The following is a 13,860-nucleotide window of genomic DNA, read 5'->3' as shown; positions in this document are numbered from 1 at the left end:
CGCTCACGAGGACGCGAAGATCGTCTTCTTCTGGCGCTCGATGGACGACAACAGGCTGTCCACGCCCTTGGGGTTCTGGAGGAACTTCTGCAGGCCGGGCTGCATCACCGTGGAGGTGAAGTCGGGGCGGCTGTCGCGGTCCATGAACTGGGTGAGGCTCTTGGCGCCGCCGATCATCTCGAACGCCTTCTTCTGCAGCGCCGAGTAGGAGGAGGTGTCGGCCTTGCCGGAGGCGGCCACCACGCTCGGGTCGGTCTTCAGGTACAGCTCCTCGGCCGCCGGGCTGCCCAGGTACTCCAGCAGCTTGAGGACACCCGCGTGGTTCTTCGGGGCCTTGCTGACCATGAAGCCGTCGGTCGGCGCCTCGACGGTGTCCTGGCCGTACGCGGAGTTGATCTCCGGGAAGGGGAAGAAGTCGAGGTCGTCCAGGTCCGCCTTGTTCGTGAACTGCTGGGCCACGAAGGAGCCGAGGAGGTACATGCCGGCCTTCTTCGACACCAGGGTCTGCGCGGCGTCCTGCCAGGTACGGCCCATGAAGCCGTCCTGGTGGTAGGGGAGGATCTCGGCCCAGTGGTCGAAGACGTCCTTCACCTTGGCGTCGGTCCAGGACGCCTTGCCGGCCATCAGCTCGACGTGGAAGTCGTAGCCGTTCAGACGGAAGTTGATCTGGTCGAAGGTGCCCATCGCCGGCCAGGCGTCCTTGTCGCCGAAGGCGAGCGGGACCAGGCCGTCCTTCTTCATCTGCTTCAGCAGGGCGACGAAGTCGTCCCAGGTCGCGGGGATCTTGTAGCCGTGCTGCTGGAAGACGCTCTTGCGGTAGAAGACCGCCCACGGGTACGTCGTCATCGGCACGAAGTAGTACTTGCCGTCCTCGCCCTTGCTGAGCTTCTTCATCGCCTCGGGGAAGTTGTCCCCGATCTTCGCCCACACGTCGTCGATCGGCGTGGCCAGCTTCTTCGCCGCGAAGAACTGCATGCGGTATCCGGCGAACCAGTTGAACACGTCGTCCGGGGTGCCCTGCAGATACGAGTTGATCTGCTCCTGGAAGGTGTTGTGGTCCTTCGTGTTCACATCCACGGTCAGGCCGGACTGCTTCTTGAAGGCGGCGTAGACGCTTTCGAACGCCTTCTTCGGCACCGCGTCCGAGGCGTTGGAGCCGACGGTGACGGTCTTCGGGTCGGAGCCGGAACCGCTGCCTCCGCAGGCGGACAGCAGGGGTATGCCGGCCCCGGCGAGCAGGGCGGCACCGCCCGCTCCGCGCAGCAGGGAACGCCGGCTGGGACCGGGGACGGAAAGACCGGAGGGGGAGAGGCGCATGGCTGCTCCTGAGGAATACAGGGTTCGGTCAAGGGAGTGAGTTGATCACCGAAAGGTCCTCGAAACCGCTCAGAAACCAACTCGACCGAACATCGTGGGCGTAATAACAGCCCCATGTCCGCTCATGCGTCAATAGCTCCGGTCGGAGTCGGGAGTCTCTTGCCCGAAACGTAATCGTCATGGTCACCTGCGCCGTTGAGGGCGGGTTCCGACCGGCGCGCGATCACCCGGTGCCGTTCGCCGCGGGGTGCGGTGTACTGGGCTCAGGCCTCTCGGGCGGGTCCGGGGAGGTGAGGGTGTCCCTGGTTTGTACTTACATTCGGACCTGCTTGTGAAATGATGTCTTAACAAAGTATTGACAGCGGGCTCGACAGAGGCTTGTATCCCGTCCCAACGCATCAGCGTCCCTTGCCCCGTCGCACGCACAGTGAGGTGCAGGAAAAGATGGACCGCTCTTCTCGCCCCCGCTCCCGCAGACTGGCCCCCTTGGTGGCCGTGGCCGCTGCGGCAGCCCTCACCCTCGCCGGCTGCTCCAGCAGTCACGGCGGCAAGAAGGCCGAGGAGGAAGCGGCGAACGCCTCCGCGGGCAAGGCCGACACCCCCCGCATGACCGTCGCGCTGGTCACCCATCAGGCGCCCGGCGACACCTTCTGGGACACCGTCCGCAAGGGTGCGGAGGCCGCGGCGGCCAAGGACAACATCAAGCTCGTCTACTCCGCCGACCCCAACGCGGGGAACCAGGCCAACTACGTGCAGAACGCGATCGACCAGAAGGTCGACGGCATCGCGGTCACCCTGGCCAAGCCCGACGCCATGAAGGGCGCGATCACCAAGGCGCAGCAGGCCGGCATCCCGGTGGTCGGCCTCAACTCGGGACTGAGCGACTGGAAGAAGCTCGGCCTGCTGGAGTTCTTCGGGCAGGACGAGAGCGTGGCGGGCGAGGCGTTCGGCGACAAGCTGAACACCACCGGCGCGAAGAAGATCGTCTGTGTGATCCAGGAGCAGGGCAACGTCGGCCTCACCCAGCGCTGCGACGGCGTGAAGAAGACGTTCAAGGGCGCCACTGAGACCCTGTATGTGAACGGTGCCGACATGCCGTCCGTGAAGTCGACGGTCACGGCGAAGCTGAAGCAGGACAAGGACGTCGACACGGTCGTCACCCTCGGTGCCCCCATCGCCCTGACCGCGGTCCAGTCGGTGGGCGACGCGGGCAGCAAGGCCAAGGTGGCCACCTTCGACCTCAACAAGGAACTGGTCAAGGCGGTGCAGAACGGCACCATCGAGTTCGCCGTCGACCAGCAGCCCTATCTCCAGGGCTACCTGGCGGTCGACTCGCTGTGGCTCTACAAGAACAACGGCAACTACAGCGGCGGCGGTGAGCAGCCGGTGCTGACCGGACCGGCCTTCGTGGACAAGTCCAACGTCGACAAGGTCGCCGAGTTCGCCGCGAAGGGCACCCGGTGATGGGCATGACACAGCAGGCTGAGCCGGCCCTGAGCGGGCCGGCCGCGCCCGGCCCGAAGCGGAGCGACGGCCGCACCGCCCGCCGCCCGCTGCCCCTGCGGCTGCTGGCCCGGCCCGAGGTGGGCGTCTTCCTCGGCGCCGTCGCCGTCCTGGTCTTCTTCCTGATCACGGCGCCACCGGTGCGCGACGGCAGCTCGATGGCGAACATCCTGTACCAGTCCTCGACCATCGGCATCATGGCCCTCCCGGTCGCGCTGCTGATGATCGGCGGCGAGTTCGACCTCTCCTCCGGCGTCGCCGTGATCTCCTCGGCGCTCACCGCCAGCATGCTCAGCTACGAGCTGACGCTCAACGTGTGGACCGGCGTGATCGTCGCCCTGGTCGTGTCCCTCGCGATCGGCGCCTTCAACGGCTGGATGGTCGTGAAGACGGGCCTGCCCAGCTTCCTGGTCACCCTCGGCACCTTCCTGATCCTCCAGGGCGCCAACCTCGCCGTGACCAAGCTGGTCACCGGCAACGTCGCCACCGACGACATCAGCGACATGGACGGCTTCCAGCAGGCCAAGAAGGTCTTCGCGTCCTCGTTCGACGTCGGCGGGGTCCAGGTGAAGATCACCGTGATCTGGTGGCTGGTCTTCGCCGCCCTCGCCACCTGGGTGCTGCTGCGCACCAAGTACGGCAACTGGATCTTCGCCGTCGGCGGCAACAAGGACAGCGCCCGCGCGGTCGGTGTCCCGGTGAACTTCACCAAGATCACCCTGTTCATGCTGGTCGGGTTCGGCGCCTGGTTCGTCGGCATGCACAACCTGTTCTCGTTCAACACCGTGCAGTCCGGCGAGGGCGTCGGCCAGGAGCTGATCTACATCGCCGCGGCCGTCATCGGCGGCTGCCTGCTCACCGGCGGCTACGGCTCCGCGATCGGCCCGGTCTTCGGCGCGTTCATGTTCGGCATGGTGCAGCAGGGCATCGTCTACGCCGGCTGGAACCCCGACTGGTTCAAGGCATTCCTCGGCGTGATGCTCCTCGGCGCCGTCCTGATCAATCTGTGGGTCCAGCGCACGGCGACCCGGAGGTGACCCATGACTGACCACACCACCACCCATGGCGCCGTCCTGAAGGACACCCCGCCCCCGGGGGAGGGCCCCCTCGTCGAACTGCGCGGCGCGGGCAAGTCCTACGGCAACATCCGCGCCCTGCACGGCGTCGACCTGAAGGTCCACGCCGGCCAGGTCACCTGCGTCCTCGGTGACAACGGCGCCGGCAAGTCCACCCTCATCAAGATCATCTCCGGGCTGCACCAGCACACCGAGGGCGAGTTCCTCGTCGACGGGCAGCCGGTGCGCTTCTCCACCCCGCGCGAAGCCCTCGACAGGGGCATCGCCACCGTCTACCAGGACCTGGCCACCGTCCCCCTGATGCCGGTGTGGCGGAACTTCTTCCTCGGCTCGGAGATGACCAAGGGCCCCTGGCCGGTCCGCCGCCTGGACATCGCCCGTATGAAGAGCACCGCCGACGAGGAACTGCGCAACATGGGCATCGTCCTGGACGACCTGGAGCAGCCCATCGGCACCCTCTCCGGCGGCCAGCGGCAGAGCGTGGCCATCGCCCGCGCCGTCTACTTCGGCGCCCGCGTCCTCATCCTGGACGAGCCGACGGCCGCCCTCGGCGTCAAGCAGTCCGGCGTGGTGCTGAAGTACATCGCCGCCGCCCGCGACCGCGGCCTCGGCGTCATCTTCATCACCCACAACCCCCACCACGCCTACATGGTCGGTGACCACTTCAGCGTCCTGCGGCTCGGCACACTGGAGCTGAGCGCCGAACGCAGCGAGGTCGGTCTCGAAGAGCTGACCAACCACATGGCCGGCGGTGCCGAACTCGCCGCGCTCAAGCACGAGCTGGCCCAGGTCCGCGGCGTCGACGTGGAGGAACTGCCCGAAGAGGCCGACCTCACCGCGCCCGTCGCGCCCTCCCCGGAAGGAACACCCTGACCATGGCGCACCCCTCCCCGCTCGACCGCATCCGGGTCGGCTCGGCCCCCGACTCGTGGGGTGTCTGGTTCCCCGACGACCCCCGGCAGGTGCCCTGGGAACGCTTCCTCGACGAGGTCGCCGAGGCCGGCTACGACTGGATCGAGCTGGGCCCGTACGGCTACCTGCCCACCGACCCGGCGCGGCTGACCGACGAGGTGGCCAAGCGGAACCTGAAGGTCTCGGCGGGCACCGTCTTCACCGGCCTGCACCGCGGCCCGGCCGTCTGGGAGGAGACCTGGGCGCACGTCAGCCAGGTCGCCGCGCTCACCCGGGCGACGGGCGCCCGGCACCTGGTGGTGATCCCCTCCTTCTGGCGGGACGACAAGACCGCCGAGATCCTGGAGCCGCCGGAGCTGACCGCCGAGCAGTGGGCGCACCTGACCAAGGGCATGGAGCGGCTCGGCCACGAGGTCAGGGAGACGTACGGCCTGGACATCGTCGTGCACCCGCACGCCGACACCCACATCGACACCGAGGCCCACGTCGAGCGCTTCCTGGACTCGACCGACACCGATCTGGTCAACCTCTGCCTGGACACCGGGCACTACGCCTACTGCGGCGGCGACAGCGTCAAGCTGATCGAGACGTACGGCGAGCGGATCGGATACCTCCACCTCAAGCAGGTGGACCCGGAGATCCTGGCCGACGTCCGGGCCCAGGGGACGCCGTTCGGGCCGGCCGTGGCACAGGGCGTGATGTGCGAACCGCCGTCGGGCGTACCCGAGCTGGGGCCGGTGCTGGAGGCGGCGCAGCGGCTGGGCGTGGAGCTGTTCGCGATCGTCGAGCAGGACATGTACCCGTGCGAGCCGGACAAGCCGCTGCCGATCGCGGTGCGCACCCGGCGCTTCCTGCGGTCCTGCGGGGCCTGAGGGTTGGCCCCGGCGCGGGCCGGGAACCAACGGGGGCACGCGGGCGTTCTCACTGACAACGGGGAACGCCCGCGCGGACGGGAGGACGACATGGCACACCGCACGGAAGTCCACGAGACACCCCACGAGGCCGCCGGGGCGCCCGGCGCCCAGCCCCAGGGGCGCTTCAGCCACCTGCCCGAGCGGATACGCCCGCAGGACACGGTGGAGACCAAGCCGGCGACCCTGCCGGACCCGACGCGCGACACCTACAACCCGGACGAGTGGCTGATCCGGTACTGCGGCTGAGACACGCGTACGGCGCCGGGCACCCGCCCGGCGCCGTACGCGTTCGGCTCACGCCCGCCGCACCTCCGCGAGGGTCACCGGCCGGTGCTCGTGCAGGGACAGCGTGCAGGCCTCGGCGATCCAGCCGGCCTCCAGGGCGTCATCGACGGTGCACGGGGAGGGCCGGGTGCCGGCCACGACCTCGGTGAACGCGGTCAGTTCGGCGCGGTAGGCGGCGGTGAAGCGGTCCATGAAGAAGTCGTGCGGGGTGCCGGCCGGGAAGGTCACGCCGGGCTCGACCGAGCGGAGCGGCAGCTTGTCGTCCAGGCCGACGGCGATGGAGTCGGCGAAGCCGTGCAGCTCCATGCGCACGTCGTAACCCCGCGCGTTGTGCCGGGAGTTGGACACCACCGCGATCGTGCCGTCGTCCAGGGTCAGGATCGCCCCGGTGGTGTCGGCGTCGCCCGCCGCCTCGATGTAGTCGGCGCCCCGGTTGCCGCCCACCGCGTACACCTCGGTGACCTCACGGCCCGTCACCCAGCGGATGATGTCGAAGTCGTGCACGGAGCAGTCGCGGAAGATGCCGCCGGACGTGGCGATGTACGCGGCCGGCGGCGGCGCCGGGTCCAGGGTCGTGGACCGCACCGTGTGCAGCTTGCCCAGCTCACCGGCGCGCACGGCGGCCCGCGCGGCGGCGAAGCCCGCGTCGAAGCGCCGGTTGTAGCCGATCTGGATCGGTACGTCGCTGCCCTGGACGGCCTGGAGGACCCGGGCGCCCTCGCTCATCGTCCGGGCGACGGGCTTCTCGCAGAAGACCGGGACGCCGGCCTCGACGCCGGCCAGGATCAGGGCGGGGTGGGCGTCGGTGGCGGCGGCCACCACGATGCCGTCCACGCCGGCGGCCAGCAGTGCCTCGGGCGAGTCCGCGACCTCGGCGCCGAACCGCTCGGCGGCGGACTTGGCCGCGTCCGCGAACGGGTCGGTGACGACGAGCGACTCGACGGCGTCCAGGCCGCGGAGGGTCTCGGCGTGGAAGGCGCCGATGCGGCCGAGGCCGAGGATTCCGATACGCATGAGGTGCTGCTCCTAGGATCTGGTACGGAGTTCTGGTCGAGGCCGCCGAGCACGTTCTGGTCCCAGTCGATCACCGAACCGGTGACCACACCGGACCGGTCGGACAGCAGGAAGACCACGAACTCCGCGATGTCGTCCGGTTGGCCGAGCTTGCTCGGACAGCCAGGTGCGGCCTGGCGCGGAGGAGACGGACATCGGTGTCCCTCTTTCGGTCACGGGAGCGGCGCGGCACTGTCATTCTTGTCAGTACAAACCCCTCGAACAATCAGCAGCGAGCCATCAAAAACCCCTCAAGGAGCCGGTCCATGGGCCATCCGTTCCCGATCCGGGAGATCGCGCGTCAGGCGGGTCTCAGCGAGGCAACCGTGGACCGGGTGCTGAACGGCAGGGGAGGGGTGCGGGAGAGCACCGCGCAGGAGGTGCACCGGGCCATCGCCGATCTCGACCGGCAGCGCACCCAGGTCCGGCTGGTCGGCCGCACCTTCATGGTCGACATCGTGGCGCAGGCGCCCGAGCGGTTCACCACCGCCGTACGCGCCGCCTTGGAGGCCGAACTGCCCGGGCTGCATCCGGCGGTCGTCCGCTCCCGCTTCCACTTCCGGGAGACCGGGCCCGTCCAGGAGCTGGTCCGCACCCTGGACCGGATCGCCCGGCGCGGCTCGCAGGGCGTGATCCTGAAGGCGCCGGACGTCCCCGAGGTCACCGCGGCCGTCGGCCGGCTGACCGCCGCAGGCGTCCCGGTCGTCGCCCTCGTGACCGACCTGCCGACGAGCGGGCGCGTCGGCTACGTCGGCATCGACAACCGGGCGGCCGGCGCGACAGCCGCCTACCTCATGGGCCAGTGGCTCGGCGACCGGCCCGGGAACGTCCTCACCAGCCTCAGCAGCGGCTTCTTCCGCAACGAGGAGGAGCGCGAGATGGGGTTCCGCGCGACCATGCGGGCCCGGCATCCGGAGCGCACGCTGGTGGAGATCGCCGAGGGGCAGGGCCTGGACGCCACGCAGTACGACCTGGTCCGCGCCGCCCTGGAACGCGACCCGGAGATCCGCGCGGTGTACTCCATCGGCGGCGGCAACAACGCCACCCTGCGGGCCTTCGCCGACCTCGGCCGCGCCTGCGCGGTGTTCATCGCGCACGACCTGGACCACGACAACACCCGCCTGCTGCGCGAGCACCGGCTGTCCGCCGTGCTGCACCACGATCTGCGGCACGATCTGCGCGAGGCCTGTCACGAGGTGATGCGCTTCCATGGCGCGCTGCCGCCGGCGGGCCCGGTGCTGCCGTCGGCGATCCAGGTGGTCACCCCGTACAACATGCCTACAGGCTGACCCACCGGCCGGTCTCCGCCGACTCCGCCATGGCGTCCAGCACGCTCGCGCTGTGCACCGCGTCCGCGAGGGTGGCGCCGTACGGCGTGCCCTCGGCGACGGAGCGTACGAAGCGGTAGGCCTCGATCACCTTCAGGTCGTCGTAGCCCATCGCGTTGGCCGCGCCGGGCTGGAACGCGGCGAACTCGCCGGCGCCCGGGCCGACGTACACCGTGCTCACCGGCTGGTCCTGGTAGGTCGTGCCGCGACTGAGCGCCAACTCGTTCATCCTCCGGAAGTCCCAGAACACCGCCCCTTTGGTGCCGTGCACCTCGAAGCCGTAGTTGTTCTGCTCGCCGACCGAGACCCGGCAGGCCTCCAGGATGCCGCGGGCCCCGGACGCGAAGCGCAGCAGGCAGCCGGCGTAGTCCTCGTTCTCGACCGGGCCCGGCTCGCCCCCGGTCGCCAGGGCGTGGCCGGCCGTCGCACCGGCCGGACGGGCGCGCTCCGGGACGAAGATCGCGGTGTCGGCGGTGAGGGAGACGATGTCGCCGAGCAGGAAGCGAGCCAGGTCCGCGCCGTGCGAGGCCAGGTCGCCGAGCACCCCGCTGCCACCGCGCTCGCGCTCGTACCGCCAGGTCAGGGCGCCCTCCGGGTGGGCCGCGTAGTCACTGAACAGGCGGATGCGGACGTGGGTGACCGGGCCGATCTCACCGGCGGCGATCAGCTCGCGGGCGGCCTCCACGGCGGGCGCGTTGCGGTAGTTGAAGCCGACCGTGCCCTGCACACCGGCCTTGGCGACGGCGTCGGCGACCGCGCGGGCGTCCGCGGCGGTCAGGCCCACCGGCTTCTCGATCCACAGGTGCTTGCCGGCCTCGGCCATCGCCACCCCGATCTCCCGGTGCAGGAAGTTCGGCGCGGTGACGCTGACGGCCTGGACGCGCGGATCGGCGGCCACCTCGCGCCAGTCCCGGGTGGCGGAGGCGAACCCGAACCGCTCGGCGGCCTCCTCGGCCCGCCCCGGCACCTCCTCGGCGACCGTGACCAGCCGGGGCCGCAGCGGGAGCTGCGGATAGTGGTGCGGCAACCGCGCGTACGCCTGGGTGTGCACCCGGCCCATCCAGCCGAACCCGACGACGGCGACACCCAGCGCATCCACCATGAGAGCCCCTCTTTGGACCGGTCCATGCTTCGTCCAGGCCACCTTTGTGCTGACATGGCCAGCGTGTCAACCCTTTGACAGGGCGGCACGCCGCATGGAACGGTCCATGCCATGAGACCGCCGACGATCCGTGACGTGGCCGAACGGGCCGGAGTGTCGAAGTCGCTGGTCTCCCTGGTGCTGCGCGGCTCCGGCCAGGTACGCCCCCAGAAGCGGGACGCCGTCCTGGCGGCCGTACGGGAACTGGGCTACCGGCCGAACGCGGCGGCGCGCAGCCTCAGCGAGCAGCGCACCCGCACCATCGGCGTGCTCCTGGACGACCTGCGCAACCCCTGGTTCGTCGACCTCCTCGACGGCCTGAACTCCCTGCTGCACGCGGCCGGCCTGCACATGCTGCTCGCCGACGCCCGCCTGAACCGGCGGATGGGCCACGACCTCGCCGAGCCGTTCCTGGACCTGGGCGCCGACGGCCTGGTGGTCGTCGGCACGGTTCCGGACGCGGGCGGAATCGGGGCGCTCGCGCGGCGGATGCCGGTGGTCGTGGCGGGCGCCCGCGAACCGCAGCCGCCGGAGGTGGACGTCGTCGCCGGGGACGACGAGCGGGGTGCCCGGCTGGCCACCGAGCACCTGCTCGGCCTCGGCCACCGCCGGATCGCGCATCTCGCGGGCCACGGCGCCGTCGGCGAGCTGCGCCGGCGCGGCTTCGAGGCGGCGATGCGGGCCCACGGCGCCGAGCCGCTGGTCGAACCCGGCGATCTCACCGAGGAGGGCGGCTACCGGGGCACCGTACGACTGCTCAGCCGCCCCGACCGGCCCACGGCCCTCTTCGCCGTCAACGACATGGCCTCGGTCGGCGCCCTCTCGGCCGCCGAGGAGCTGGGCCTGCGGGTGCCGCGCGACCTGTCGGTGGCCGGGTACGACAACACCAGCATCTCCCGGCTCCGGCACGTGTGGCTGACCACCGTCGACACCGCCCCGCACGAGATCGGCCGCCGCGCCGCCCGCTGCCTCCTGGAACGCCTGGAGCGGCCCGGCGGCGAGGGGCGGGTGCAGCTCGCCGTGCCGACGCTGGAGGTCCGGGGGACGACGGCGGCCCCGCCCGGGCTCACAGATTGATCGCGTAGGCCTTCCGCAGCGTCTCGTGCACGGTCCAACGGGTACGGTCGCCCGCGCGCAGCACCGCCATGTCGCCGGGGCCCACCCGCAGCGTCGGGCCGTCCTCGACCTCGATCGTCACCGACCCGCTGATCACCACGAACAGCTCGTCCGCCTCGGTGTCGGTGACCACGCCCGGGGTGATCTGCCAGATCCCGCGGACCTGCCTGCCGTCCGCCGACTCCCAGACCACCTTCCCGGTGACCTCCGGGTCTCCGGAGACGATCTGCGCCGGGTCCAGGGGCTCGGGTTCCAGGTCGGCGTCGGGGATGTGGAGCGCGAAGCTGTGCGTCATGAGCCCGACCCTAGCCGCCGCGCGAGCCGTGCCGGCGTGGACAGTGTGTGGGGCATCCGGCCCGGCCGGAGGACACTTCGTCGGGGCGCGCGGACCGGGGGCGGACCGGCGGTGGCCCGGCGGGTGGACTGGCGGGGGCGCGGGGCCCGGGTGATCGTGGGGACATGGCGGACTCCACGGCGGCAGGCCCGACACCGCCCCGGCGGCACGGCATGCGCGAGATGGTCCTGTTCGGCGGGGTGTACGGCGCCGTCCTGGCCAGCTCGATGGTCGCGGCGCTCACCCAGTACGGGCACACGTCCGCCAAGGTCCGTGGCTACGACGCCCTGTGGGTGCTGGTGACCGCGTGCGCCTCGGCCCTCGCCCACGGCTACGCCCACTACATCGCCGAGCGCGGCCCGCAGCACCGGTGGGACATGCTGGTGGCCCTGCGCCACGAGTGGCCGCTCGTCACGGCCGTACTGCCCACGGTCTTCCTGCTCGCGGGCGCGCGCTGGGGGTGGTGGCCCGCGAAGGGCGTCGAGTACACGGCGTTCGCCCTCAACATCGTGATCCTGTTCGTGCTCGGCGTCGTCACCGCCCGCTGGTCGGCGCGGCGCTGGCCGGTCGCCGTCCTCATGGGGCTGGGGGACGCGCTGCTCGGGCTGATCGTGGTGGGGGCGAACGCCTTGATCAAGTAGCGGCCGGACCGGGCGGTGTCAGCGGCCGGAGCGGACCCCGTCCAGGGCGATCCCGAGGACCCGGTCGCGCTGGTCGGCGTCCTCGAACGCCGTCGCCGTGATCCCGGCGACCATCCGCAGCAGGTCCCCGAAGTCCATGTCCTGACGGGCGATGCCGGCTCGCTGCGCGCGCTCCAGCAGCGGGCCGCCGGCCGCGTACATGGACGAGCGGCAGGCCTGGAAGATGTCCGACTCGCCGTCGAGCGCCTCCCGCACCGCGCGCTTGGTGACCATGTACCCGGCGAACCGGTCCAGCCAGGCCGTCAGCGCCTCCCACGGCTCCCGGTCCGCGACCTCCACGGCGGCCTGGCACAGGGCGTCGACCTCATCCGCGTAGACGGTCTCGAACAGGTCGCGGCGGGTCGGGAAGTTCCGGTACAGCGTGCCGATGCCGACGCCGGCGCGGCGGGCGATGTCCTCCAGGGACGCCTCGGCCCCGTGCTCGGCGAACGCCTCGCGGGCGGCGGTGAGCAGGGCGTCGTAGTTGCGGGCGGCGTCCTTACGGTGCGGCCGGCGGGTCGCCACGATCTCACTGACGGGGAACGGTGTGGCGGTCACTGCTGCCTCCCGGGGGCGGGACTCGATTGAACCGGAGGGGTGCCTCCGCTAGAGTGGAGGAGTACCTCCACTTTACCAGTGCGAGGCGGCTCCGCCGTGGCCGGACGCGGCCCGCGCCGCCCGCCGTGGCACGGCCTGTACGGCCGTCCCCCTCCGTACTCGTCCTCCTTCCCCACCTCCGCGTCCCCGATCCCGGAGAGGCTTCTTCATGCCCCGCCCGTCCACGCGCCTCACCTTCGCGGTCCTCGCGACCGGTGCCGGCGTCTTCTCCATGCTGCAGTCGCTGATCGCGCCGGCCCTGCCGACCGTCCAGCACGCCCTGCACACCTCCCAGTCCACCGCGACCTGGGTGATGACGGCGTATCTGCTGTCCGCCTCGGTCTTCACCCCGATCCTCGGCCGGGTCGGCGACCTCGTCGGCAAGAAGCGGACCCTCGTCGCCGTCCTGGTGGCCGTCCTCGCGGGCTGCCTCGTCGCCGCGCTGGCCCCGAACATCGGCGTGCTCATCGTCGCCCGGGTCGTCCAGGGCGTCGGCGGCGCCCTGTTCCCGCTCTCCTTCGGCATCATCCGGGACGAGTTCGCCGCGGCCGAGGTCAGCGGCAGTATCAGCAACCTCTCCGCGGTGATCGCCGCCGGCGGCGGGGTCGGCATGGTGGCCGCCGGGCCGATCGTGTCGGCGCTCGACTACAAGTGGCTGTTCTGGATCCCGGTGGCGATCGTCGCCGGCACGATCCTGATCGCCGTGCGCTACGTCCCCGAGTCGCCCAAGCGGGCGGCGGGCAAGGTCAGTTGGGGTGGTGCCGTACTGCTCTCCGGCTGGCTGGTGGCCCTGCTGCTGCCGCTGAGCCAGGCCGGCCGGTGGGGCTGGGGCTCGGGGAAGGTGCTCGGCCTCTTCGCCGCCGCCGTCGCCCTGTTCGCGGTGTGGCTGACGACCGAGGCCCGCTCGCGCACCCCGCTCATCGACCTGCGGGTGCTGCGGCTGCCCGCGGTCTGGACGACCAACGCCGCCGCCCTGCTGTTCGGCGCCGGCATGTACTCCATCTGGTCGTTCCTGCCCGGCTTCGTCCAGACGCCCTCCGCGGCCGGCTACGGCTTCGGCGTCGGCGTCACCGCCTCCGGCCTGCTCATGCTGCCGATGCTCGTCGCGATGTTCCTCTCCGGCGTCCTGTCGGGCCGGCTGGAGCCCCGCGTCGGCGCCAAGGCGCTGCTCACCACCGGTGCCGCGCTCGGCGCGCTGGCCTGCGGGTTCCTCACCCTCTGGCATGACGCGCAGTGGCAGATCGCCGTCGTCGCGGGCCTGTTCGGCCTCGGCATCGGACTGGCCTTCGCCTCCATGGCCAACCTCATCGTGGGCAGCGTGCCCCCCGAGCAGACCGGCGCCGCGACCGGCATGAACGCCAACATCCGCACCATCGGCGGCTCCATCGGCGCCGCGCTCACCAGCGTCCTGGTCACCGGCCGGCTCCAGTCCTCGGGCCTGCCGTACGCCTCCGGCTACACCCACGGCTGGGCCCTGCTCGCCCTGCTCTGCCTGGCCGCGGCCGGCGCCGCCCTCCTCGTCCCGGCCCGCCGCCCCGGCCACCCGGCCGCCCCGGCCGCGGCACCGGGCACGACACGGGCACCCGCCCGGGTGCGGTAGGGTT

14 protein-coding genes and 1 pseudogene are annotated in these 13,860 nt (G+C 71.1%); 9 read left to right on the top strand and 6 right to left on the bottom strand.

Annotated elements, in window-relative coordinates; all coding sequences use genetic code 11:
* Positions 1-3: 3 nt before the first annotated feature.
* Positions 4-1,317 (bottom strand): ABC transporter substrate-binding protein, encoded by a 1,314-nt coding sequence (locus ABZ937_RS34935; protein WP_361697919.1) that lies wholly within the window; start codon positions 1,315-1,317, stop codon positions 4-6.
* 444 nt (positions 1,318-1,761) lie between these two features.
* Between ABZ937_RS34935 and ABZ937_RS34930 the strand changes: the two genes are divergently transcribed.
* From ABZ937_RS34930 to ABZ937_RS34910, 5 genes are all read left to right on the top strand, one after another.
* On the top strand, positions 1,762-2,781 hold the full coding sequence (locus ABZ937_RS34930) for a sugar ABC transporter substrate-binding protein (RefSeq protein WP_361697916.1): 1,020 nt from the start codon (positions 1,762-1,764) through the stop codon (positions 2,779-2,781).
* Positions 2,781-3,857, top strand: a complete 1,077-nt coding sequence (locus ABZ937_RS34925) for an ABC transporter permease (RefSeq protein WP_361697914.1) — start codon at positions 2,781-2,783, stop codon at positions 3,855-3,857. The genes ABZ937_RS34930 and ABZ937_RS34925 overlap by 1 nt, the downstream gene beginning before the upstream one ends.
* A 3-nt stretch (positions 3,858-3,860) precedes the next feature.
* Complete coding sequence (locus ABZ937_RS34920) at positions 3,861-4,769, top strand: ATP-binding cassette domain-containing protein (protein ID WP_361697912.1); 909 nt, start codon at positions 3,861-3,863, stop codon at positions 4,767-4,769.
* A 2-nt stretch (positions 4,770-4,771) separates the two neighbouring features.
* Positions 4,772-5,680, top strand: a complete 909-nt coding sequence (locus ABZ937_RS34915; RefSeq protein ID WP_361697910.1) for a sugar phosphate isomerase/epimerase — start codon at positions 4,772-4,774, stop codon at positions 5,678-5,680.
* Positions 5,681-5,770: 90 nt separating this feature from the next.
* Positions 5,771-5,968 carry a hypothetical protein gene (locus ABZ937_RS34910; protein ID WP_361697908.1) on the top strand — a complete coding sequence of 66 codons (198 nt, stop codon included), beginning with the start codon at positions 5,771-5,773 and terminating at the stop codon, positions 5,966-5,968.
* Positions 5,969-6,016: 48 nt separating this feature from the next.
* On the opposite strand, the gene ABZ937_RS34905 is transcribed toward ABZ937_RS34910, so the two are convergent.
* Entirely contained in the window at positions 6,017-7,021 is a 1,005-nt protein-coding gene (locus tag ABZ937_RS34905; protein WP_361697906.1) for a Gfo/Idh/MocA family oxidoreductase, read from the bottom strand.
* Positions 7,022-7,056: 35 nt separating this feature from the next.
* Positions 7,057-7,173 (bottom strand): annotated as a pseudogene (locus ABZ937_RS34900) (SDR family oxidoreductase); the annotation flags it as partial.
* Positions 7,174-7,326: 153 nt separating this feature from the next.
* On the opposite strand from ABZ937_RS34900, the gene ABZ937_RS34895 reads away from it, so the two are divergent.
* Entirely contained in the window at positions 7,327-8,349 is a 1,023-nt protein-coding gene (locus ABZ937_RS34895) for a LacI family DNA-binding transcriptional regulator (RefSeq protein ID WP_361697904.1), read from the top strand.
* Here ABZ937_RS34895 and ABZ937_RS34890 read toward each other — a convergent pair.
* Positions 8,339-9,490, bottom strand: a complete 1,152-nt coding sequence (locus ABZ937_RS34890) for a Gfo/Idh/MocA family oxidoreductase (protein ID WP_361697902.1) — start codon at positions 9,488-9,490, stop codon at positions 8,339-8,341. The genes ABZ937_RS34895 and ABZ937_RS34890 overlap by 11 nt on opposite strands.
* A gap of 111 nt (positions 9,491-9,601) precedes the next feature.
* Between ABZ937_RS34890 and ABZ937_RS34885 the strand changes: the two genes are divergently transcribed.
* On the top strand, positions 9,602-10,606 hold the full coding sequence (locus tag ABZ937_RS34885; RefSeq protein WP_361697900.1) for a LacI family DNA-binding transcriptional regulator: 1,005 nt from the start codon (positions 9,602-9,604) through the stop codon (positions 10,604-10,606).
* Here the strand turns inward: ABZ937_RS34885 and ABZ937_RS34880 are convergent.
* The gene (locus ABZ937_RS34880) at positions 10,596-10,940 is read right to left on the bottom strand and encodes a cupin domain-containing protein (RefSeq protein WP_361697898.1); all 345 of its coding nucleotides are present in this window, start codon (positions 10,938-10,940) and stop codon (positions 10,596-10,598) included. The two genes, ABZ937_RS34885 and ABZ937_RS34880, sit on opposite strands and share 11 nt — an antisense overlap.
* A gap of 164 nt (positions 10,941-11,104) precedes the next feature.
* Between ABZ937_RS34880 and ABZ937_RS34875 the strand changes: the two genes are divergently transcribed.
* Positions 11,105-11,620, top strand: a complete 516-nt coding sequence (locus ABZ937_RS34875) for a hypothetical protein (protein WP_361697896.1) — start codon at positions 11,105-11,107, stop codon at positions 11,618-11,620.
* An 18-nt stretch (positions 11,621-11,638) separates the two neighbouring features.
* Here the strand turns inward: ABZ937_RS34875 and ABZ937_RS34870 are convergent, their stop codons facing one another.
* The gene (locus ABZ937_RS34870; RefSeq protein WP_361697894.1) at positions 11,639-12,217 is read right to left on the bottom strand and encodes a helix-turn-helix domain-containing protein; all 579 of its coding nucleotides are present in this window, start codon (positions 12,215-12,217) and stop codon (positions 11,639-11,641) included.
* 208 nt (positions 12,218-12,425) lie between these two features.
* Between ABZ937_RS34870 and ABZ937_RS34865 the strand changes: the two genes are divergently transcribed.
* A complete protein-coding gene (locus tag ABZ937_RS34865; protein ID WP_361697892.1) occupies positions 12,426-13,856 on the top strand; it encodes an MFS transporter in 1,431 nt (476 codons plus the stop codon).
* Positions 13,857-13,860: the final 4 nt, after the last annotated feature.

This window comes from Streptomyces sp. NPDC046727 (genome assembly GCF_040645635.1).
In the GTDB taxonomy this organism is placed as follows: Bacteria; Actinomycetota; Actinomycetes; order Streptomycetales; family Streptomycetaceae; genus Streptomyces.
The sequence above is the reverse complement of the archived record's forward strand: the minus strand, read 5'-3'. Positions and strand labels throughout refer to the sequence as shown.